The organism is Nonomuraea sp. NPDC049655, assembly GCF_044465465.1.
In the GTDB taxonomy this organism is placed as follows: Bacteria; Actinomycetota; Actinomycetes; order Streptosporangiales; family Streptosporangiaceae; genus Nonomuraea.
Window position 1 is genome coordinate 239,499 of the sequence record NZ_JBITLS010000015.1, and the last position, 20,787, is coordinate 260,285.

Below are 20,787 nucleotides of genomic sequence, written 5' to 3' on the forward strand. Positions count from 1 at the left end.
GTTTGTTCAAGACCCCGGCCGCCGCGCGCCGCCACGATGGCCGCATGGACCTGCACTTCGTTCCTCGCCTCATCGTGCCCGACCCCGACCGGGCGTCCGCCTTCTACCGGGACGCCCTGGGCAGCGAGGAGGTGTTCCGCGCCGCGCCGGGCGACGACGGGCGGCCCACCGTCATCGAGCACCGCCTCGGCGGCGCCGCGTTCCGGGTCTCGCCCGCCGTCGCCGACTGGGGCTGGCTCTCGCCGGACGACCTGGGCGGCTCGCCGGTGCTCCTGGAGATCGTCGTCGCCGACCCGGACGCCGTCGGCGAGCGCATGACCGTCCAGGGGGCGCGGACGCTCGTGCCGATCGAGAACCGGCCCTACGGCCTGCGCTCCGGCCGCCTCCGCGACCCGTACGGCCATCTGTGGATCCTCACCGGCGACCTGCGCTGAGGCGCCGGGCGGCGCGGTGGCCCTTTTTTCCCGCGGGTCCGGCCTGTCATGCTGCTCGGCATGGAGGACATGGCTCAGGCGCACGTCCGCATCCGGCCCTACCGCGAGGAGGACCGTCCGGGGGTGCTGGCGCTGGCGCCCCGGCTGGCGGAGGGGGTCGCGGCCTGGCGGGACCCCGGCGCGGCCGTACGGGCGGCGGAGCGGTGGCTCGCCGGCTCCGTCGCCGCGGCGGGGGAACGACGGGGAGCGGTCTTCGTCGCCGTGCGCGGCTCCCGGGTGGTCGGCGTCGTCTCGGTGGACCGGCAGCGGCACTTCACCGGCGACGAGGACGCCTACGTCGGCGAGCTGGCCGTCGCCCCGGACGCCGTCCGCACGGGCCTGGGCCGCCGGCTCATGGCGGCGGCCGAGGACTGGGCCCGCGACCAGGGGCTGCGCCACCTCACCCTGGAGACGGGCGCCGCCAACACCACCGCCCGCCGGTTCTACGCCGCTCTCGGCTACACGGAGGAGAGCGTGCGGCTGGCCCGGTCGCTGGACCGCGCCGTCCAGACCCGGCTGAGCTGAAGCACGCTGCCGGCGAACAGCAGCACGCCCAGCGGCACGTGCAGGGCCGTCACGTGCGCGATGCCCAGCGCGACCTGGGCGCTGACCAGCACCAGGAACCCGGCCGCGTACATGATCGGCTTCGGCGAGCCGCCGCCCGGCCGCCACGCCAGGATCGCGGCCACCAGGTGCAGCACCGCCACGACGAACACCGTGTACGCGGCGGCGCTGTGCAGCGGCTGCCCGTTGGGCACCGACAACAGCAGCCCGGCGGTGACCGGCGCGGCGAACAGGGCCAGGGTCTGCAGGATGATCGCGACACGTAGCAACATGGGGTACTCCTCGACCGCCGGGTGACGGCGGTCCGCTTCTGGGGCTTGCCTTCGAAAGTCCGACGACGTGGCCGCCGGAAATGTGAGGTGGCGCGGTGACCTCACATCCGGGAGCGCCGTCTCGTCGGACACACTAGGGCAAATGCGACTAAGGGAGTCGTCCACATCATGACCACCGCACCCGACCCCGGTCTGGACGCGATCATCAGCGAGCGCCGGCAGCTCATCAACCTGGCCTACCGCCTCCTCGGCTCGCTGGCCGACGCCGAGGACGTCGTCCAGGAGACCTACACCCGCTGGTACGCCATGTCACCCGGGCAGCAGGAGGCCATCGAGTCGCCGGGCGCCTGGCTGACCAGGGTCGCCGGCCGCATCTGCCTGGACGTGCTCGGCTCGGCCCGCGCCCGCCGCGAGCGCTACGTGGGCGAATGGATCCCCGAGCCGCTGCCCGACCGCACGGAATGGGCCGGCGACGACCCCGCCGACCGGGTCACCCTGGACGAGTCGGTCAACATGGCCTTCCTCGTCGTGCTGGAGTCGATGACGCCGGCCGAGCGGGTCGCGTTCGTCCTGCACGACGTCTTCCGCTACCCCTTCGCCGAGGTGGCCGCGATCGTCGGCCGCACCCCGGCCGCCTGCCGCAAGCTGGCCTCCTCCGCCCGGCACCGCATCGACGCCGCGCGGACCTCGGTGACGCCGGTGGCCCGGCAGGCCGGCATCGTCCGCGAGTTCAAGCAGGCGTGGGAGGCCAAGGACATCGACGCCCTCATCGCCCTGCTCGACCCCGGCGTGGTCGGCGTCGCCGACGGCGGCGGCGTGGTCAACGCCGTGCTGCGGCCGATCGAGGGCGCCGGACGGGTGGCCCGCTACGCCGTCGAGATCGCCACCAGGGCGCCGGCCATGACGCTGCTGGAGCGCACCGTCAACGGCCGCCCCGGCCTGGTGGCCCAGCGCGACGGCGTCACCGTGATGGTCGTGGCGTTCGACGTGGCGGAGGGCCGGATCAAGCGGCTGTGGGCGGTGCGCAACCCCGACAAGCTGCACCCCTGGACGGCGGCCTGACCCTCACATTCCCGGACGCTGCGTCGTCGGACCGCCGAGACAGGATTCGCAGAAGAAGGGAAGCCGATGTCCACGACGACCGAGCAGGAGAACCTCCAGTCGCGTCTGCCCGATCCCTCCAGGTTCTTCCCCGAGTTGGGGGAGATCGCGGTGGCCATGACCAAGGCCACCCGCAACGGCGCGATCCCGGGGAGCACCGTCGGCCTGGTGCAGCTGCGCGCCGGGCAGATCGTCGGCAGCACGTACCACACGGTCCGGCAGGCCGACCTGCTGCGCCGGGCGGGGGAGCCGGACGAGCGCCTGGCCGCCGTGGCGTCGTGGCGGGACGCCCCCTACTTCTCGGGCGCCGAACGGGTGGCGCTGGAGCTGGTGGAGGCCGTCCTCACCGCGAACCCGGCCGGGGAACGCGTCCCAGACGAGCTGTACGCCAGGGCGGCGGCCCACTACGACGACAAGGCCCTGTGGACGCTCGTCCTGGCGATCAGCCAGATCTGCTTCTTCATCCCCGTCGCCGTCATTGCCAAGCCGATCCCCGGCAGGCCCCCCGGCAAGAACTACACCGGCTGACGCCGGGCGGCTACGCGACCGGGACGGCGGTCCCGGCGAGCAGGCGGCCGACCTCTTCCCGGTCGGCCTTCCTGCCGTAGCCGGCGAACTGGAAGGTCTCCTCCTTCAGGAACTCCGCCCAGTGTTCGAGCACGAACGCCCGTCCGGCGGCCACGTCACCGGGCGGGGGAGCCTGGTCCAGGAAGCCCCGCTGCCACGGCGCGAACTCCAGGAACTGGGAGGCGTGGGCCAGGCACGCGTCGAGCTTGGCCGTCAGCACCGAGGACACGTCCACCACCACGTCGGGCCGGTGGACGGGGGCGGAGGCGTAGTCCGTCATGAGCAGGCACACCGGCATGCGCTGGAGGGCCGGCTTGCCCACCTCCAGGTTGCGCGTCATCGCGAACTCGACCGCGTGCGCGGCCAGTTGCCCGGCGGCCCGGTTGTCGGGGTGGCCGCCGCCGTCGGCGTGCAGGGCGATCACCAGGTCGGGCCGCCAGGCGCGGATCTGCGCCAGCACCCGCAACCGCAGCTCGACGGTGGGTTCCAGCATGCCGTCGTGCACGTCGAAGATCTCGTAGTCCACCACGCCCAGCGCGTCGGCCGCGCGCCACGCCTCCTCGGCGCGGCGGCGCGCCAGCGGGCCGCGCTCCAGCTCGTGGTGCCCGGCGTCGCCGTTGGTGAGGGTCAAAAACTTCACCGCGTGGCCGGCCTGTGCCAGCAGCGCGGCCGTGCCGCCCGCGTAGATCTCGGGCTCGTCGGGATGAGCGGCGATCACGAGGGTTCTCAACATGTGCGTCCTTAGGGGTTGGATTCACCGGTACGACCGGCCGTACCGGCTTGGAAGACCCGCTCGCGGGTCAGGTCCAGGGCGTAGCTGAGAGCGCCGCCGAGCACGGCGTTGCCGCACACGGCGCTGAGGGCGACGGTCACCGGCACCAGCGGCGTCGAGGCCAGACGGTCGGCGACCCGCGCCCTGAGCGGCTCGCCTCCCGCGACGCACAGCGGCCCGGCCAGCACGACCAGGCCCGGGTCGAGGACCCCGATCGCGGCCGTCACGCCGAGCGCCACCCGCGCGGCGGCGTCGTCCAGGAAGCCCTGGGGAGCCTCGGCCAGCGTGCGGCTCACGGCGGTGAGCGTGGGGTCGCCGGGCAGGCCGTGCGCCTGCGCCAGCGCGGCCAGCGGCTCGGCGCCGAGCAGCGCGCCGAGTGGCCCGCCGTCCTGCCCGTAGCGGCGGCCGGTGGTCACCGGGTCGGGCACGATGACCGAGCCGACCTCGCCGCCGCGTCCGGTGACGCCCCGCCAGAGCGCGCCGTCGAGCACGACCCCCGCGCCGACCCCGCCGCCCACCCAGAACAGCACGAAACTGCTGTCGTCGTGCTCCTGGAGCTCGCGGATGGCGACCAGGTTGACGTCGTTCTCCAGGCGCACGTTGCCCGGCAGGTCGTCCAGGCCGGACCAGCCCGACAGCTGCACGGCCTGCCGCAGCCGCCGGCCGTCGGCCTCCACCACGCCCGGCACGCCCACCACGACCTGGTCGAGCTCGTCCAGCTCGAACCCGGCCGCGCGGACCGTCTCGGCCAGCAGCCGCCGGGCGTCGCCGGTCGCCTCGGTGCGATGGGTGCCGAGCACCCGGCCGGTCAGGTCGGCGACCGACACCTCGATCGAGCTCGTGGTGAGATCGACCCCCGCGACGCGCGCGGCCGAGCCGTCGAGCTGCCACATCTGCGCGGCCGGCCCGGCGTTGCCCGGCTTGAGGCCGGCCTTCCTGGCCAGCCCGCTGTTCTCCAGCCTGCGCAGCACCTCGGCCGCCGACGCCTTGGACAGGCCCGTGTGCAGTTCCAGCTCGGCGCGGGTGAGGCCGCCGTGCTCAAGGAGCAGGGTGAGCGCGGCGCGCTCGTTGAGCGTGCGGAAGACGGTGGGGTTTCCTGAAGACATTCCTACTTCAGCGCTCCTGAGGTCAGCCCGGACTGGATATGTCGCTGGAAGACGATATAGATCAGTACGACGGGAAGCACCGTCATGCTGAGCGCGGCGAACAGTCCGGGCCAGTCGGCCTCGTACCCGGCGATGGTGGAGATGTCGGCCACGCCCTGGGTGATGACCCACAGGCTCTTGTCGCCGGGCAGCAGGACCAGCGGGATGAGGTACTGGTTCCACTGGCCGAGCACGTTGAAGATGGTCAGGCTGACCAGCGCCGGGCGGGCCATGGGCAGCATGACCTGGAAGAACGTGCGGGTGTGCGAGGCCCCGTCGATCATCGCCGCCTCGGCCACCGCGTCCGGCAGCGCCCTGAAGAAGGACGTCAGGAAGAACACCGTGAACGGCAGCGAGTAGGCGACGTAGACCAGGACCAGGCCGACGTGGCTGTTGAGCAGCCCGAGCCCGTCCACCACGAAGAACAGCGGCACGAGCGCCAGGAAGACGGGGAAGGCCATGCCGGAGACGAACAGGAAGTAGACCAGCCGGTTGCCCGGGAAGCGGTAGCGGGCCAGCACGTACGCGGCCATCGAGCTGAGCAGCATCGTCCCGGCCACGCCGAAGAAGACCACGATGACCGTGTTGAGCAGGTAGCGACCGATGTTGGCCCGCTCCCAGGCCCGCGCCCAGTTGTCCCAGCGCAGCTCGCCGGGCAGTTGCAGGGCGTCGCCGAAGATCTCGGCGTTGCTCTTGAACGAGGCCAGCAGGGTCCACAGCAGCGGGGCGATGATGAGCAACGCCCAGAGGCCCAGAACAGCCTGGATGCTGATTTTTCGGAACATTTCAGTAGACGACCTTCTGGCGGCGGGTCACGCGCAACGTCAGCGCGGCGAAGGTGAGGGTCAGGAAGAACAGCGCCACGCCCATGGCCGAGGCGTAGCCGAACCGGGAGTAGGAGAAGGCGTTCTTGTAGATCTCCGTGGCCAGCACGGTGGTCGCGCCGTCCGGCCCGCCCTGCTCCACCGACAGGACGTTGACCAGCGCGAACCCGTCGAACGCGGCGATCCCCAGATAGACCCAGGCCACCTGGACGGTGTCCCACACCAGGGGCAGTGTGATGGAGAAGAACGTGCGCAGCCGCCCGGCGCCGTCGAGGGCGGCCGCCTCGAACACGTCCTTCGGGATGGCCGCCATCCCGGCCGAGAACAGCACGACGTAGAAGCCGACCGCCTGCCACACCATCACCGCGATGATCGACCACAGCGCCAGGTTCTGGTCGGTCAGCCAGCCGACCGGCTCGACGCCCAGTTTCGCCAGCGCGCCGTTCAGCACGCCGCTCGCGTCCGGCCGGTAGACGGCCTTGAACAGCACCCCGACCACCGCGACCGCCAGCACCTGCGGCAGGAAGAAGATCACCCGGTAGAAGCGGGCCCCCGGCGTGCCCGCCGAGTCGCCGAGCAGGTAGGCGAAGACCAGCGCGAGCGCGATGGTCGCCAACGGCAGCGTGACCAGCAGGACCGCGTGGTTGCGGACCGCCTGCCAGAACGTGTCGTTGCCGAGCATCCGCCGGAAGTTGTCCAGGCCGACGAAGTTCAGGTTCGCCGACACCCCGCGCCAGTCCGTCAGCGCGATCTGGAACGCCTGGACGTACGGGCTGATCACGAAGACCGCGTAGAGGACCACGGGCAGGGCGAGGAAGCCCGCGACGAAGCCGTGCCGCCTCATCGCTCAGACGCTCCTGGTCTGCTTGGCGATCGCGGAGTCCGCCTTGAGCTCGTCGGCCTTCTTCTGCATGTTCGCGCAGAACTGCTCGGGCGTGATGCGTCCGGACATCACCGAGTTGGTCTGGACCTGCCCGTGGTCGAACAGCTCCTTGTACCAGCCCTCGAAGCGGGCGTCGGTGATGATGTTCGTCCCGGCCGCCTCCTGGGCCTTAGCCGCGCTGCGCACGGCCGAGGTCAGGTCGAGGCCGTCCACCACGCCGTTGACGACGGTGAGGTTCTTGGTCAGCTCGGTGTAGCCGCGCGCGCCCTCCCGCGACAACATCAGGCGCAGGTACTCCAGGCCGCCCTGCGGGTTCTTGCCCTTGGCCGCCACGAAGAACGCCTCGCTCACCCCGATCATGATCGCCTCGTACGGCATCGCGTCGGCGGCGGTGATGCTGGGCACCGGGGCGATCGCGTACTCGAACGAGGCCGGCCGGTCCTTGGCCATCTCGTTCTCCAGCCAGGAGCCGCAGGGGTAGAACAGCACCTTGTCCTGCAGGTGCTTGACCTGCGTCTGGGTGTGGTCGAGCCCGAAGTACGCCTTGTCGCCGAAGTCGCGCTGCACCTGCGCCCACGCCGCGACGGCCTGCCGTACGGGCTCGGCCTGCCAGGCGCCGTCGGCGAGGTTGTCGATGTCGACGATCACCTTGTTGCCGCCGATCTTGGCGGCGCTGTAGACCAGGTTCCAGAGCTGGTAGAACGGGCCGACCTGGCCCGGGTAGGCGAACAGCGCGATCCCCGCCTTCTTGGCCTCCTCGCCGAGGGCGTTGAACTCCGCCCACGTCTTCGGCGCCTGCCAGCCGCGCTGGTCGAACAGCTTGGCGTTGTACCACAGGGCGCGGTGGGCGACCGTGTACTGCAGCACCCGGGGCACGCCGTCGATCAGCGAGTTCTCGTAGACGCCGCCGACCAGGGTGTCGCGCACCTTCTTGGCCGGGTCGGCCAGGGAGGGGGCGTCGAACAGTGGCGTCAGGTCGGCGAGGTGCCCCTCGGCGACGAGCGACTGCAGGTCGAGGGCGTCGGGACCGGAGTTGTTGACCACGTCGGGCGCGTCGCCGCTGATGAAGCGGGGGCGCAGCTGCGTGCCGACCTTCTGGGTGGGCACGTGCTTGATCTTGGCGGTCTTGTACGCCTTGCTGTAGAGGGCCTCGTGCAGGTCGGTCGCGTAGCCGTCGCCGTTGCCGCCGCTGAAGATCACGACTTCCAGTTGCCTGGCGGCGTCCACGCCGAGGGGGTTGGCGGCCGAGGTGGGCGCGGCCGAGGTGGAGGCGACCGGAGCGGCGGAGCGGCCCGTGGCGCACGCGGCGAGCAGCCCTGCGCCCGGGCCCGCCGTCAGGGCGGTGAGTCCGATACGTCGAAGAACCTCACGTCGGCTGGGGTTGGTGGACATGGGTGGCCTCCTTGACCGCCAACCGTCCGGATACTTTCCAGACGGTTGGCGGCCGACTCTAGACTTACCGCTCCACGTGCGTCAATACCTCTCTAGAACAGCGCTCGGATTCTCAGGACCCTGCCTGGACCTTCTGGAACTGGGCTCTAAGGCGAGCCTTGGCCTCCTCGGAGGCCCCGATGCGGTCCAGGCCGTTCAGCGCGGCCCCGACGATCGGCGGCTGGTCCGGGATCACCTGCTTGGCCAGCGGAGCCCGTACGGCGAACCGCTCCTCCAGCATCGCGACCAGCAGCGGGATGCGCGCGTGCAGCACGCCTCCGCCCAGCACGACCTCTGTCGGCGTCTCCAGCAGGTCCAGGCGGCGCAGGCACACCTCGGCCATCACCACGATCTCGTCGGCCAGCCGGGTGACCAGCTCCAGCGCGATCGCGTCAGCCGACGCGGCGGCCTCGAACACCTTGGGGGCGAGCGCGGTCAGGTGATGCCGCTCGATCTGTCCGAAATGCACCCCGAGCACCACCTCCTCGACCGTCCGCGTGCCGAAGTGCTCCTTGATCAGGCCGGCGAGCGCGGTGGGCGCGCCCCTGCCGTCCTCGGCGCGGATGGCGTGCCACAACGCCTCCTCGGCCAGGCCGCCGCCACCGCCCCAGTCGCCGCTGATCCGGCCGAGCGCGGGGAAGCGGGCCACCCCGCCCGTGGGCGAGACGCCGACCGCGTTGATGCCCGCGCCGCACACCACCGCGACGCCGCTCGGCCCGGACGCCCCCGACCGCAGCAGCGCGAAGCTGTCGTTGCCCACGACGACGTCGGCCGCCATCCCGCGGCCGCGGAACTCGGCCGCCAGGGCCTCCTCCTCCACCGGCAGGTCGGCCCCGGCCAGGTAGGCGTAGAGCTGGTCGGCGTACGGGGGAGCGGCCGCCGGTCCGAGCGCCCGCCGCACGGCCTCCTCCACGACGTCCACGGCCGCCGGCACGCCGACGGTCTGCGGCTCGAACGGCCCGCCGTCGCCCTGGGCCAGGATCGTGCCGTCGCCCGAGAGCACGACGACGTGCGTCTTGCTGTTGCCCGCGTCCACGGCGATGATCACCATGGCAGGTACCGCTCGTTCGCCGCCAGCAGCAGGCCGGTCAGCTCGTCCGCGACGGCCTCCTGGCCGATCAGCGGATTGGCCAGCAAGGCGTTGCGCACCCGGTCCGCGCCGCCGTGCAGCGCCGCGTCGAGCGCCAGCTCCTCGTACGCGGAGACGTTCGCGATCAGGCCCGCGTACAGCGGCTCCACCGGATCGACCGGCAGCGGCGCGGCCCCGGACGCCGAGACCCTGGCCGGGACCTCGATGACCGCCTCGTCGCGCAGGAACGGCAGCGTCCCGTCGTTGCGGGTGTTGACCACCTGGACGTCGCCCCGGTCGCCGAGCAGCGAGGCGATCAGCGCGACGGCGGCCTCGGAGTAGTAGGCGCCGCCCCGCTTGTCCAGCAGCTCCGGCTTGGTGTCCACGGCCGGGTCCGCGTACAGCTCCAGCAGCTGCTGCTCCATCGCCGCGACCTCGGCCGCGCGCGACGGCTTGGCCCGCTGCTCGCTCACCACCAGGTCGTGGGCGTAGAAGTAGCGCAGGTAGTAGGACGGGACCGCCTGGAGCCTGCGCAGCAGCCCGACCGGCAGGCCGATGTCGTCGGCCAGCTCCTGCCCGTGCTCGGCGAGCAGCCGCGGCAGCACGTCCACGCCGTCGACCACGACCGACCGCTCCCACGTCAGGTGGTTCAGCCCGACGTGCCCGAGGGCGACCCGCTCCGGCGGCACGCCGAGGTGCCGGGCGAAGCGGCGCTGGAACCCGATGGCCACGTTGCACAGGCCGATCGCGCGGTGCCCGGCGTCCAGCAGCGCCCTGGTGACGATGCCGACCGGGTTGGTGAAGTCGACGATCCAGGCGTCGGGGGCGTGGGCGCGGACCTGCTCGGCCAGTTCCAGCACGACCGGGACCGTGCGCAGGGCCTTGGCGAGACCGCCCGCGCCCGTCGTCTCCTGGCCGACGCAGCCGCACTCCAGCGGCAGCGTCTCGTCCACGTTCCGCGCGGCCTGGCCGCCCACCCTGAGCTGGAAGAGCACGGCGTCCGCGCCCGCGACGCCCTCGGCCACGTCGGCGGTGGCGATCACCTTCGCCGGGTGCCCGGCCCTGCGCAACATCCTGCGGGACACGCCCGCCACCAGGTCGAGCCGCGTGGCGTCCGGGTCGATCAGCGCGATCTCGGTGAGCGGCAGCTCGTCGCGCAGCCTGGCGAAGCCGTCGATGAGCTCGGGGGTGTAGGTCGAACCGCCCCCGATCACGGCGAGTCTCATGGGCAACTCCTCAATTAGGAAACTTTCCTAACCGCCGAACCTACCCGACCTCCTCCGATTCGACTCCTCCCACCCCGTTCCAGAAAATTTCCGCTCACCGTGTAGAGAGCCCGGCGCCGGCTCCGACTCCCTGGTGAGGGCGCCGGACGGGCGCCACGGACAACAGGAGACGAACCAGAATGAGCAAGGTCACGTGCGACATGGGGATGTCCGTCGACGGCTACGTGGCGGGGCCGAACCAGAGCCTGGAGCAGCCGTTCGGCGACGGCGTGGGCGACCGGCTGCACGAGTGGATGTTCGCGGAGCCCGAGAAGCACGCCGAGGTCATCGAGGCCATCACGGCGGCCGGGGCGTTCATCATGGGCCGCAACATGTTCGACCCCGGCCGCGGCGCCTTCGACCTGGACTGGACCGGCTGGTGGGGGGAGGAGCCGCCGTACCACGCGCCGGTGTTCGTCCTCACCCACCACCCGCGCGAGCCGCTGCCCATGAAGGGCGGCACGACGTTCCACTTCGTCACGGACGGCATCGAGGCCGCCTTCGCCATGGCGCAGGAGGCGGCGGGGGACCGCGACATCGCCATCGCCGGCGGCGCCGCCACCGTCAACCAGTACCTGGCCGCCGGCCTCATCGACGAGCTCCGGCTGCACGTCGCGCCGGTGATCCTCGGCCGCGGCGAACGCCTCCTGGCCGACGCCGGCGACATCACCCTCACCCCCGCCGCCCCGCCCACGGGCACCGCCCTGGTCACCCATCTGACGTACCGGGTGCTCCGCTAGCGTGAGGGACGGTTCTTGCCAGGTCGGCCCATACGGCACGGTGTCCGTGCGGTTCGGCGACATGCGTGCCGCTCCTGACCGCCAGGGCGGCCACCAGGCCGAGGCCGCGACCTGACTCGCGCAAGGACCCCGCGTCCAGAGGGGCGAAGCGCGGTTCTCGCTCCGCCGTCCCGGGGTCGACCACTTCCAGGCGTACGAGGCCGTCCCCGATTCCGAGCAGCACCGTGACCCAGTCGCGTCCGGGGCCGGGCGGCACATGCCTGACCGCGTTGGTCACCAGCTCCGAGACGACCGTCAGCGCGTCGTCCCGAACCAGCGGATCGACGTCGTCCAGCCAACGCCGAATCGCCTGCCGCATTTCTCCGGGAGCTCGGTCATCGCGGCCCAGCGTCATGCCTTTCCAGTTGACAATGCTCTGGTGAAGTGACATGCATTCACCCCAAATGAAGCGGGGATTCGGAAACCTCTGCTGGCGCGACAAAAGTGTTGTCGCTCGGATCCAGCATGAGCGCGCGCGGGGCCGTGCGGCGCTCACACCTCGCGAAACCTGCCCGACAAGCAGCGACGCCTGTCATGTATTGATTGTCGGAAGGGTGTCGCAGTAGCCTGCCGAAAGGCAACTGACTTGCTCTTGACCTGCGGAGACACCATGCCCCTCGACGTCGGCGATCATTTGTCGCCCAGAGCGCGTTTCGCTCGCGACCTCGCGGACCGCCGTAAAGCGTCTGGAATGACGCAATCCGCACTTGCTCTACGCATTCTCTGCCACGAATCACTCGTCAGCCACGTCGAGAAAGGCCGCCGGGTTCCCACGCTGGAATTCGCGCGCGAGGTGGACAAGGCGTTCGGCACCGACGGCCATTTCACCGGCCTCCACGAACGCATCTCCCAGTCACCCGCGCTGGGCTGGTTCGCACGCTGGGTCGAGGAGATCGAACCACGGGCCGTCATCATGTACTCGTGGGATCCGCTCGTGATCCCCGGCATGCTCCAGACCGTGGACTACGCCCGCGCTGTCTTCGCGGGTACAGGATCACCCGAGCAGGTGGAAGAGCAGGTCCAGGCGCGGACACAGCGCATCGGCGTCTTCGAGGCAGCCAACCCGCCATCCCTTCTCGCAGTCCTTGAGGAAGGAGTGCTTCATCGGCCCTTCGGCGGGTCCGATGTCCTGGTCGTGCAATTGCGTTACCTGCTGGAGCTCACCGAGCATCCCCAGATCACTGTTCAGATGCTTCCGCACACAGCTGGTTGCATAGCCGGCATGGTGAGCGCCTTCGCGCTGGCGCGGTTGCGCGACGGGTCCGAGGTGGTCTCTGCGGACTCGCTTCTGTCCGGGCAGGTGTCAGGCGACCATGACGCAGTCGCGCGCTTGAAGCAGAGGTATGACAGCATCAGAGCGCACGCACAGCCGAAGAACGTCACTCGACAGGCGATTGAGAGTGCGATAGCCAAATGGACCAGCTGAACCTTGATGATGCGCAATGGCGCAAGTCGAGCGCCAGCGCCGACACAGGACAGTGTGTCGAGGTGGCGACCAACCTCCCGGGGATCATCGCCGTCCGTGACAGCAAGGACCCGCAGGGCCCGGCGCTGATTTTCACTCCTGCGGAGTGGAAGGCGTTCCTGCACGGCGCCAGTCAGGGCGAGTTCAACATCTGAGGCAGGCGTCTGCCGCTTCGGAGCAGGGTTCGTCCAAGGGGTGCGGGGACCGGTGTGGGGGCTTACCCCCACGTGGGCGCAGCCTGAGCCCGGCGTCGCGCGAAGGGCGCCATCGGCGAAGCCCTTGCGGGGCCACACGAGAACCGGATCCGTCCTGTCGGGTGAAAGGGGGTGTTCAGCCCGAAGAACGGAGTCGAGAGTTTGACGCAGGACACCGAGGTGGACGACGCGGAGGTGATCAGACGTGCCCGTAGCGACCCCGCCGCCTTCTCGGCGTTGTACGACCGGCACGCCCCCGCGCTCCACAGATATGTCACCCGCCGCCTGGGCGATTCGCTGGCCGACGACATCGTGGCCGAGACGTTCCTGGACGCCTTCCGCCGTCTCGCCCGCTACGACACCGCCCACCGCGACGCCCGCCCCTGGCTGTACGGCATCGCCGCCAACCTGATCGGCAAGCACCGCCGTACCGAGACCAGGGCCTACCGCGCCCTGGCCAGGACGGGCCTCGACGCGGTGGCCGAGAGCTACGCCGACCGGGTGGCGGCCCGCGTGTCGGCCGGGGCGGCGCACCGCGAGCTGGCGGGGGCGCTCGCGACGCTGTCGCCGCCGGACCGCGAGGTGCTGCTGATGATCGCCTGGGCGGACCTCAGTTACGAGGAGGTCGCCCGCGCGCTCGGCGTCCCGATCGGGACGGTGCGGTCGCGCCTGCACCGCGCCAGGAGGAAGACCCGGGCGGCCCTGGGCGGCATCGACCCGTCAGCCCTCCACGACCCCGCCCCGCCAGCCCGCCACGACCCCGTGCCCCCAGCCGTCCGTGACGCCGCGCCTCCGGGCGTCCGCGACGCCGCGCGCTCAGCCAGCCACGACACCGACGAGGAGGACCCCGGCCGTGGACGATGACCTCACGCTCCTGCGCGAGCTGCGCGCGGACGCCCCCGCGCCCGACGCCGACCGCCTGAGCGCCGTGCGCGCCCGAGCCCTCGCTCCGGCGTCAACCCCGGCTCCGGTCCCGGCGCGGAAGAGGCGCCGGTTCTGGGCGGTGCCGTCGTTGCTGGCCGCCGCGACGGCCGCCGCCGCCGTGCTCGTGGCGGTGAACGGTTCCCGCACCCCGGCCCCGCCCCCGCCGAACGCCATGACCACCATGCCGGTACGCGCCGAGACGGTGCTGCGCCAAGCCGCCCTGGTGGCCGAGGGACGCCGCAAGCACCAAGAGCCGCGCCCCGACCAGTGGTTGTACCGGAAGGACCTGGTCAAGCAGCCCGGCGAGGAGCAGGGCACGGTCCAGGAGTACTGGACCCGGTACGATGGCACCCGCCAGGCGGTCCGCCACAACGATGGCGCCCTGGGCTTCCAGGACATCACCCCCGAACCGGACGACGACGACCTGACACCCCGCCAGTACGCGGCCAAGCTCGCCGACCTCCCCACCGACCCCGCCGCGCTGCTGGATCACGTCAGGGGAGACCGGCACTGGTCGACCCTGCCGAAGGGCGCGGAGCCCGAACATCCGGACGCGCGGGCGTTCCGCGTGTTGTCGGTCTACCTCGACGCGGGCGTCCCCATGCCGCCGAAGGTCGAGGCCGCCATCTTCCGTGCGCTGGCCGAGCTGCCCGGAGTGCGGGTGGACCTCGGCGTACGGGACGCGGCGGGCCGGGCGGGGATCGGCATCGCCTACGAGCCCCCCGGCTCCGTCCCCGGAGGGTCGACGCGGGACGCGCAGGGCCGGATCGTCTCGCGGTCGTACCTGGTGCTGGACTCCGCGACCTACCGCTTCCTCGGCAGGCGCGTGGACACCCTCCAGGACGAGGTGGTCGGCGGCGAGGTGCTGGCCCGCAAGGGCACGTTCTACGCGAGCGCCGACCTGGCGGCGGGCGTGGTGGACGAACCAGGCCGGACCCCCTGACAACAGGCCGTTACGGACGCGCGCCCAGGCGGTCCACCCAGCCCATCTCCTCGTACGTGGTCTGGATCAGCGGCTCGGACCGCCCCGGCGGGCGCAACTCGTAGGCGAGCAGGCGCCCCGTCGCGACGTCCACGACCAGGCGCGACTCGCCCGCCCCCGCACCGCTGCCCGGCGTGGTCAGCGTCAGGGCGACGCCGGTGCGGCCCAGCGGGTCGGTGACCTCGCCCAGCGACCTGATCGCGGGCTGCCCGGCGAGCAGCCGATACAGGGCGGACCGGGTTCCCGGACTGAGGGGACCGGCGAGCAGGTCCTGCGCCGTCGTCCACACATAGGAGGTGAACGTGGGCTTGCCGGGCCACCAGTCGCCGGGCTTCTCCTCGTCGAACAGCCGCCGCAGCAGGCCCGCCAGCCTCTCCTCGTCGGCCGGGAGCGCGAGCAGCTGGCGGAGCGTGTAGCGGTGGTTGCCGATCAGGAAGCGGAGTTGCATGGCGTAGTCATTGCTCGACGGCTTTCCGCCGCTCAGGTCGGGGGAGCCGAGCCGCCTCCATCGAGCCTCGTCCTCGGGGGAGGCGAAGGTGACCTTCGGGTCCTGGCCGGTCACGGTCCGGCTGGGCGCACCCCGGCGGGCCGCGTACCAGGTGTCCTGGGTGTGCGCCACCCTGGCCGAGAACGTCGGATTGTGGCGTACCGGCTGGGTGGTGCGCGCGCGGACGTGCCAGTACCGGCCGGCGGCGGCGGGCCCGTGCCCGGCGGACTCGGCCGCGGCCAGCAGCACGGACCGCGCGTCCAGCGCCCGGCGCGCTCCTTCCGAGGACGCCGGCGTACCGGCCGGAACGGCGCTCGGCGGCGCGCCCGCAGTACCGATCCCGGGAACGACCCCAGTGCCGATCCCGGTGCCGCCGAGGATCACGAAGGCGGCCGCCGAGGCGAGCAGCGCGCCCGCGGCGGCCCGCGTCGCGGTCCGGATCCGCCTGGCCCGGCGCCCTCGTCGTACCAGCGCGGGCACCGGCGGGGGCGTGGGCGCGGGCCCCTCGCGTCGGGCGAGATCACGCAGTGCCCGCGCCAGGAGATCCTGGTCGTCCTTCATCGTGCTGCCTCCTGATCTTCGCGCAGAGCCGTGCGCAGGCGCGCCATCGCTCTGGAGTGCTGGCTCTTGACGGCGCCGACCGAGCAGCCGAGGACGGCCGCGACCGCCTTCTCGGTCAGGTCCTCGTAGTGCCGCAGCACCACCACCGCCCGTTGCCTGGGCGACAGGGAGAGCAGGGCGCGGCGCAGGTCCTCGTGCGGCTCGGGGAGCTGCTGGCGGGGATCGGTGTGCTCGGGCGGACTGGCGGTCGGCACCTCCCGCCGTCGCCGCCGCCACCGGCTGACGTTGCCGTTGGCGAGCATGCGCCGCAGGTAGGCGTGCGGGTCGGCGGACCGCACCCGCCGCCAATGGACGTACAGCCGCACCAGGCAGTCCTGCAGCAGCTCCTCGCCCCGGTGCCGGTCGCCGGCGAGCAGGACGGCGACGGCCATGTGCCTGTCCCAGGCCGCCGCCACGAAGGCGGCGTAGGAGGCGTCGTCGGATGGATCACTCACATGGCCTCAACGCGGAAGCGGGCCGGGAAGGTTGACACCGGAACGCGAAAAGGGCGCGCCCCCCGGAAAGGGAGGGCGCGCCCGTCAGGGTCGGCGCAGGGGTTTACCAGTCGCCGCCGCCGAAGTCACCGCCGCCGAAGTCGCCGCCGCCGCCGAAGTCGCCCCAGCCGCCGCCTCCGCCGCCGAAGTCGCCTCCGCCGCCGAAGTCACCGCCGCCGAGGTCGCCTCCGCCGCCGTCCTGGTAGCCCTCGGCGTAGCCGGCGCCGTAGCCGCCGCCGCCCCAGCCGCCGTGGAACATGCTGCCCATCATCGTGCCGATGAACATGCCGGTCATGATGTCGCCGAAGCCGCCGTAGTAGCCGTAGGCGTACGGCTGGTAGGCCGGGCCCGCGTCGTAGTAGGGGCGACGGTGACCGTCGACCATGACCTCGCGCATCTGCGGGTCGAAGCCGCGCTCGACGGCCTCGGCGTCCATCGCGCAGGCCGGCACGTCGCGCACCGCGCCGCCGGGCGGGGCCCAGCGCACGTCACGGGCCGACGGGCCGTGCTGCGGGTTGAAGAAGCAGGGGGCGCGCCGCTCGGGGATCGGCTGGTTGTTGACCTTGGCCTTCACCACGGCCAGTGCGTAACGGCCGTCCTCAAGGGTCTGGGTGACCTCGCGGACCTGGTCGGGCCGCTGGACCGCGTTGAGCTGGACCTTGGCCTTCTCGTAGGAGTCGAGCGCCTGCTGCCACTCGGTGATGTGCCCGCCGCCCTGGCCGGCGAGGGTGACGTCGGTGTCGAGCTCGGTGATCTCCTCACCCAGCTTGGTGACGTCCTCCTCCACGGTCTGCTTGACCGCGGCGAGGTCCTTGGCCTCCTGGATGGCGCGCTTCTTCTTCTTGTTCTTGGAGTAGAGGAAGTAGCCGCCACCGCCGACCACCAGCAGGCCGAGCAGGGCCACCAGCGCGAACTGGCCGCCGGCGCCGGGGTTGGCCTGGCTGCTGGGGCTGAGGGCGCCGCTGCGGTCGTTCTTGCCCGCCGCGTCGACCCGGTTCGCGAAGTCCTTCACGCCCGCCACGATGTCGCCCGAGTTGGCGTCCACCGAGAGCTTGACCAGCTGGCCGGCGAGGTTGTTCCGCAGGGCGTTGGACCCGGCGAACATCGTCTCGCCGTCGAACACCACCACCGTCACCCGGGGGCGACCGGCCTCGACCAGCGCCTTGCCCAGCGACGACAGGTACGGCCCGACGGTGGAGTTGTCAAAGGTGCCGTCGGGCAGCGCGACAGCGTAGATCTTGCTGTCGGCGTCCTTCAGCGCGTCGTTGATGTCACTCTGCTGGCTGGAGCTCAAGGGGGAGCCCGACACCACGTAGAGCGGGGCCTTCTTCCAGTTTTGCACCACAGTCTGTGCGTCAGGTGGCGCCGCCGCCGCGTCGGCGGCAGGGGACAGCGTGAGAACGACGAACAGCCCGGCGATCAGAGCCGCGATCGCGGCCCCTGCTCGGCGCAGCGAATGGGTCATTGGCAGCAAGCCTCCTTCGCCCATGAGGACGAACGGGCGGTCGGCAAAGTTCCTCACTGGGCACGTTACCTGCCCGCGACGGCGCGCAGGCACAGGGGAGCGGGCTCAGGCGTCCTTGATCTCGCAGATCGTGGCGCCCGACGTGACGGTCTGGCCGACGGCGGCCGACAGGCCCGTGACGGTGCCCGACTTGTGGGCCGTCAGCGGCTGCTCCATCTTCATGGCCTCCAGCACCACGACCGTGTCGCCTTCGCTCACCACGTCGCCGTCGTTCGCGACGACCTTGACGATCGTGCCCTGCATCGGGCTGACCAGCGCGTCGCCGCCGGCCGTCGCGTGCTTCCGCGCGCCGCCGGCGCGGCGCGGCGCCTTGGCCGCGGCGGGCGCGGGCCCGGCCATGCCGAGCCCGGCCGGGAGCACCACCTCAAGGCGCTTGCCGCCGACCTCGACCGTCACCGTCTCGCGCACCGCCGGGGCGGCCGGAGCCGCGGCCACCTCGCCCGCATACGGTTCGACCGGGTTGTCCCACTCGGTCTCGATCCACCGCGTGTGCACGGCGAACGGCTCGGACGTGAACGCCGGGTCCGTCACGACCGCCCGGTGGAAGGGCAGCACGGTCGGCATGCCGTCGATCTCGAACTCGGCCAGCGCCCGCCGGGCCCGGTCGAGGGCCTCGTGACGGGTGCGCCCGGTCACGATCAGCTTGGCCACCAGCGAGTCGAACGTCTGCGGCACCGTCATCCCGGCCTCGTAGCCCGAGTCGAGGCGGACGCCGGGCCCGGCCGGGGCGCGCATGGCGGTCAGCGTGCCGGGGGCGGGCAGGAAGTTGCGGCCGGCGTCCTCGGCGTTGATCCGGAACTCGATCGAGTGGCCGCGCAGGGCCGGGTCGTCGTAGCCCAGGAGCTCGCCGTCGGCGATCCGGAACATCTCGCGCACCAGGTCGACGCCCGCGACCTCCTCGCTCACCGGGTGCTCGACCTGCAGGCGGGTGTTGACCTCCAGGAAGGAGATCGTGCCGTCCTGGCCGACGAGGAACTCGCAGGTGCCGGCGCCGACGTAGCCGGCCTCCTTCAGGATGGCCTTGGAGCTGGTGTAGAGGATGTCGATCTGCTCCGGCGACAGGAACGGCGCGGGCGCCTCCTCCACCAGCTTCTGGTGGCGGCGCTGGAGCGAGCAGTCGCGGGTGCTGACCACGACCACGTTGCCCGCGTGGTCGGCCAGGCACTGGGTCTCGACGTGCCGGGGACGGTCGAGGTAACGCTCGACGAAGCACTCGCCCCTGCCGAAGGCGGCCACGGCCTCGCGCACGGCGGACTCGTACAGCTCGGCGACCTCCTCCAGCCTGCGCGCGACCTTGATGCCGCGGCCGCCGCCGCCGTACGCGGCCTTGATCGCGATCGGCAGCCCGTGCTTCTCGGCGAAGGCCACGACCTCCTCGGCGCCGGAGACCGGGTCCTTGGTGCCGGCCACCAGCGGCGCGCCGACCTTCTGCGCGATGTGCCTGGCCTGCACCTTGTCGCCCAGCGCGGCGATGGCGGCCGGGGGCGGCCCGATCCAGGTGAGGCCGGCCTCGATGACGGCCTCGGCGAACGAGGCGTTCTCGGCCAGGAAGCCGTAGCCGGGATGGACGGCGTCGGCGCCGGAGCGCGCGGCGACGTCGAGCAGCTTGGCGATGTCGAGGTAGGTCTCGGCGGGGGACTGCCCGCCCAGCGCGTACGCCTCGTCGGCCACCCTGACGTGCAGGGCGTCGATGTCTTGGTCGGCGTAGACGGCCACGCTGCCGATCCCCGCGTCCGTGCACGCGCGGGCCACCCGTACGGCGATCTCGCCGCGATTGGCGATCAGAACCTTCCGCACCGACCTTCGTCCCTTCCTCGTGGTCCTCGTGAGTGCTCAGCGGCCGAGGTACGCGCCGCCGTTCAGATGCAGCACCTGCCCCGTCATGTGCCCGGCTCCCGCGGATGCCAGGAAGAGAACGGTATCGGCCACGTCGGAGGGGGTGCCAGGGCGGCCGTTACGCGTGTTCCGCACGCGGGCCCTGATGCCCTCCTCCGTGAGCCTGCCGCGGAAGAACTCGGTCTCCATCACCAGGCCGGGAGCCACGACGTTGGCGGTGATGCCCCGGGGGCCCAGCTCGGCGGCCAGGTCGGCGGTCCAGGACTCGACGGCGGCCTTGGCGGCGCCGTACGAGCCGGACCCGGTGCCGCGCGCGGCGATCGAGCCGATGGAGACGATCCGGCCGCCCTCGCCCATGCGCGGCGCGAGCGCGGTCGTGACCAGCACGGCGGACAGCAGGTTGGCGTTGAGGTTGGCCTGCCACGCCCCGGCGACGTCCGCCAGGTCGCCGGACTGGTCGCGTTCCAGGTTCGTGTTGCCCCCGGCGTTGTTGACCAGGACGTCCACGTGGGCGGGCAGGCTGTCGAGCGCGCCCTGGACGGCGGCCGGGTTCGCGGCGTCGAACGGCACGTACGCCGCCCCCAGCCGCGCGGCGGCCTCCTTCAGCACGTGCTCGCGCCGGCCGGTGATCGTGACGCGGTCGCCGAGGGCGGCGAACGCCTCGGCGATCGCGTAACCGATGCCGGTGCCGCCACCCGTCACCACGACCTCGCGCATGAGTGGATCACTCCTTTAGATCCGAATAATCCTCTGGACGACCATAGCCGCTCGGCATAACGGGGGCGACGGGCGGTGGCCCGCTTTATGGTGAGGGCGCTTTCACCAGTTCCAGGAGGTATGCATGAGCCAGAGTATGCTCGGCGGCAACCCCGCGGAAATGCAGCAGATGGCCAGCCAGTTCACGCAGCAGTCAGAGGCGCTCCGCACCATCATGACCGCGCTCGACCGCGAGGCGGCCAAGGTCGGCACCGCGTGGACGGGCCCCGGAGCCCAGCGTTTCAATCAGGCCTGGCAGAACTACCGCACGGCCTTCCAGCGCATGACCGAGGAGTTGCAGGAGGCTTCCCGGGTCATCGGCACGTACCAGCGGAACATCGAGTCCGCCACGCAGTGAGCACGGACAGGGGCCCTGGCC

General features: G+C 71.7%; 24 protein-coding genes. 10 read left to right on the forward strand and 14 right to left on the reverse strand.

All coding sequences use genetic code 11. The features are described from left to right. The first annotated feature begins 44 nt into the window (after positions 1-44). Positions 45-434 (forward strand): VOC family protein, encoded by a 390-nt coding sequence (locus ACIBQ6_RS40235; RefSeq protein ID WP_397218388.1) that lies wholly within the window; start codon positions 45-47, stop codon positions 432-434. 60 nt (positions 435-494) lie between these two features. Continuing rightward, positions 495-998, forward strand: coding sequence for a GNAT family N-acetyltransferase (locus tag ACIBQ6_RS40240; RefSeq protein ID WP_358282433.1), 504 nt, complete (start codon positions 495-497; stop codon positions 996-998). On the opposite strand, the gene ACIBQ6_RS40245 is transcribed toward ACIBQ6_RS40240, so the two are convergent. Then, on the reverse strand, positions 932-1,309 hold the full coding sequence (locus ACIBQ6_RS40245; RefSeq protein ID WP_397218389.1) for a hypothetical protein: 378 nt from the start codon (positions 1,307-1,309) through the stop codon (positions 932-934). The genes ACIBQ6_RS40240 and ACIBQ6_RS40245 overlap by 67 nt on opposite strands. A gap of 168 nt (positions 1,310-1,477) precedes the next feature. Between ACIBQ6_RS40245 and sigJ the strand changes: the two genes are divergently transcribed. Beyond that, positions 1,478-2,371, forward strand: a complete 894-nt coding sequence (sigJ, locus tag ACIBQ6_RS40250) for an RNA polymerase sigma factor SigJ (protein WP_397218390.1) — start codon at positions 1,478-1,480, stop codon at positions 2,369-2,371. A 66-nt stretch (positions 2,372-2,437) separates the two neighbouring features. Then, positions 2,438-2,938 (forward strand): carboxymuconolactone decarboxylase family protein, encoded by a 501-nt coding sequence (locus ACIBQ6_RS40255; protein ID WP_357969886.1) that lies wholly within the window; start codon positions 2,438-2,440, stop codon positions 2,936-2,938. 10 nt (positions 2,939-2,948) lie between these two features. On the opposite strand, the gene ACIBQ6_RS40260 is transcribed toward ACIBQ6_RS40255, so the two are convergent. The 7 genes from ACIBQ6_RS40260 to ACIBQ6_RS40290 all read right to left on the reverse strand — a co-directional run bounded on the left by ACIBQ6_RS40260 (position 2,949) and on the right by ACIBQ6_RS40290 (position 10,327). Beyond that, complete coding sequence (locus tag ACIBQ6_RS40260) at positions 2,949-3,710, reverse strand: PIG-L deacetylase family protein (RefSeq protein ID WP_387669042.1); 762 nt, start codon at positions 3,708-3,710, stop codon at positions 2,949-2,951. Positions 3,711-3,718: 8 nt separating this feature from the next. Next, the gene (locus ACIBQ6_RS40265) at positions 3,719-4,855 is read right to left on the reverse strand and encodes an ROK family protein (protein WP_397218391.1); all 1,137 of its coding nucleotides are present in this window, start codon (positions 4,853-4,855) and stop codon (positions 3,719-3,721) included. Positions 4,856-4,857: 2 nt separating this feature from the next. Then, positions 4,858-5,679: a carbohydrate ABC transporter permease gene (locus ACIBQ6_RS40270; protein ID WP_358282444.1), complete on the reverse strand. Its 822-nt coding sequence runs from the start codon at positions 5,677-5,679 to the stop codon at positions 4,858-4,860. Between the two features lies 1 nt (position 5,680). Then, positions 5,681-6,562 carry a sugar ABC transporter permease gene (locus tag ACIBQ6_RS40275; RefSeq protein WP_352325487.1) on the reverse strand — a complete coding sequence of 294 codons (882 nt, stop codon included), beginning with the start codon at positions 6,560-6,562 and terminating at the stop codon, positions 5,681-5,683. 3 nt (positions 6,563-6,565) lie between these two features. Beyond that, positions 6,566-7,993, reverse strand: a complete 1,428-nt coding sequence (gene ngcE / locus ACIBQ6_RS40280) for an N-acetylglucosamine/diacetylchitobiose ABC transporter substrate-binding protein (RefSeq protein ID WP_358282445.1) — start codon at positions 7,991-7,993, stop codon at positions 6,566-6,568. A 112-nt stretch (positions 7,994-8,105) separates the two neighbouring features. Next, the gene (locus tag ACIBQ6_RS40285; RefSeq protein ID WP_397218392.1) at positions 8,106-9,083 is read right to left on the reverse strand and encodes an N-acetylglucosamine kinase; all 978 of its coding nucleotides are present in this window, start codon (positions 9,081-9,083) and stop codon (positions 8,106-8,108) included. After that, positions 9,077-10,327, reverse strand: a complete 1,251-nt coding sequence (locus ACIBQ6_RS40290; protein WP_397218393.1) for a 6-phospho-beta-glucosidase — start codon at positions 10,325-10,327, stop codon at positions 9,077-9,079. The genes ACIBQ6_RS40285 and ACIBQ6_RS40290 overlap by 7 nt, the downstream gene beginning before the upstream one ends. 179 nt (positions 10,328-10,506) lie before the next feature. Here ACIBQ6_RS40290 and ACIBQ6_RS40295 point away from each other — a divergent pair, with 179 nt between their 5' ends. After that, positions 10,507-11,106, forward strand: a complete 600-nt coding sequence (locus ACIBQ6_RS40295) for a dihydrofolate reductase family protein (RefSeq protein ID WP_397218394.1) — start codon at positions 10,507-10,509, stop codon at positions 11,104-11,106. Here ACIBQ6_RS40295 and ACIBQ6_RS40300 read toward each other — a convergent pair. Further along, entirely contained in the window at positions 11,075-11,536 is a 462-nt protein-coding gene (locus tag ACIBQ6_RS40300) for an ATP-binding protein (protein WP_397218395.1), read from the reverse strand. The genes ACIBQ6_RS40295 and ACIBQ6_RS40300 overlap by 32 nt on opposite strands. A gap of 219 nt (positions 11,537-11,755) precedes the next feature. On the opposite strand from ACIBQ6_RS40300, the gene ACIBQ6_RS40305 reads away from it, so the two are divergent. The 4 genes from ACIBQ6_RS40305 (at position 11,756) to ACIBQ6_RS40320 (ending at position 14,671) form a co-directional block, all read left to right on the forward strand. Further along, complete coding sequence (locus ACIBQ6_RS40305; protein WP_397218396.1) at positions 11,756-12,571, forward strand: Scr1 family TA system antitoxin-like transcriptional regulator; 816 nt, start codon at positions 11,756-11,758, stop codon at positions 12,569-12,571. Beyond that, the gene (locus ACIBQ6_RS40310; RefSeq protein ID WP_397218398.1) at positions 12,559-12,765 is read left to right on the forward strand and encodes a DUF397 domain-containing protein; all 207 of its coding nucleotides are present in this window, start codon (positions 12,559-12,561) and stop codon (positions 12,763-12,765) included. Before ACIBQ6_RS40305 ends, ACIBQ6_RS40310 begins: the two co-directional genes overlap by 13 nt. Positions 12,766-12,966: 201 nt before the next feature. Next, complete coding sequence (locus ACIBQ6_RS40315) at positions 12,967-13,668, forward strand: RNA polymerase sigma factor (protein ID WP_397218399.1); 702 nt, start codon at positions 12,967-12,969, stop codon at positions 13,666-13,668. Continuing rightward, positions 13,658-14,671, forward strand: coding sequence for a CU044_5270 family protein (locus ACIBQ6_RS40320; RefSeq protein ID WP_397218400.1), 1,014 nt, complete (start codon positions 13,658-13,660; stop codon positions 14,669-14,671). Before ACIBQ6_RS40315 ends, ACIBQ6_RS40320 begins: the two co-directional genes overlap by 11 nt. Before the next feature lie 10 nt (positions 14,672-14,681). On the opposite strand, the gene ACIBQ6_RS40325 is transcribed toward ACIBQ6_RS40320, so the two are convergent. The 5 genes from ACIBQ6_RS40325 to ACIBQ6_RS40345 all read right to left on the reverse strand — a co-directional run bounded on the left by ACIBQ6_RS40325 (position 14,682) and on the right by ACIBQ6_RS40345 (position 20,369). Further along, a complete protein-coding gene (locus ACIBQ6_RS40325; RefSeq protein WP_397218401.1) occupies positions 14,682-15,758 on the reverse strand; it encodes a CU044_5270 family protein in 1,077 nt (358 codons plus the stop codon). Continuing rightward, positions 15,755-16,252 carry a SigE family RNA polymerase sigma factor gene (locus ACIBQ6_RS40330; protein ID WP_358282469.1) on the reverse strand — a complete coding sequence of 166 codons (498 nt, stop codon included), beginning with the start codon at positions 16,250-16,252 and terminating at the stop codon, positions 15,755-15,757. The genes ACIBQ6_RS40325 and ACIBQ6_RS40330 overlap by 4 nt, the downstream gene beginning before the upstream one ends. A gap of 103 nt (positions 16,253-16,355) precedes the next feature. Continuing rightward, positions 16,356-17,756, reverse strand: coding sequence for a hypothetical protein (locus ACIBQ6_RS40335; protein ID WP_358282471.1), 1,401 nt, complete (start codon positions 17,754-17,756; stop codon positions 16,356-16,358). A gap of 105 nt (positions 17,757-17,861) precedes the next feature. Then, positions 17,862-19,613: a biotin carboxylase N-terminal domain-containing protein gene (locus ACIBQ6_RS40340; RefSeq protein WP_358282473.1), complete on the reverse strand. Its 1,752-nt coding sequence runs from the start codon at positions 19,611-19,613 to the stop codon at positions 17,862-17,864. A 36-nt stretch (positions 19,614-19,649) separates the two neighbouring features. Next, positions 19,650-20,369, reverse strand: a complete 720-nt coding sequence (locus ACIBQ6_RS40345; RefSeq protein ID WP_397218402.1) for an SDR family NAD(P)-dependent oxidoreductase — start codon at positions 20,367-20,369, stop codon at positions 19,650-19,652. Between the two features lie 124 nt (positions 20,370-20,493). Here ACIBQ6_RS40345 and ACIBQ6_RS40350 point away from each other — a divergent pair, with 124 nt between their 5' ends. After that, a complete protein-coding gene (locus ACIBQ6_RS40350; RefSeq protein WP_358282476.1) occupies positions 20,494-20,766 on the forward strand; it encodes a WXG100 family type VII secretion target in 273 nt (90 codons plus the stop codon). Positions 20,767-20,787: the final 21 nt, after the last annotated feature.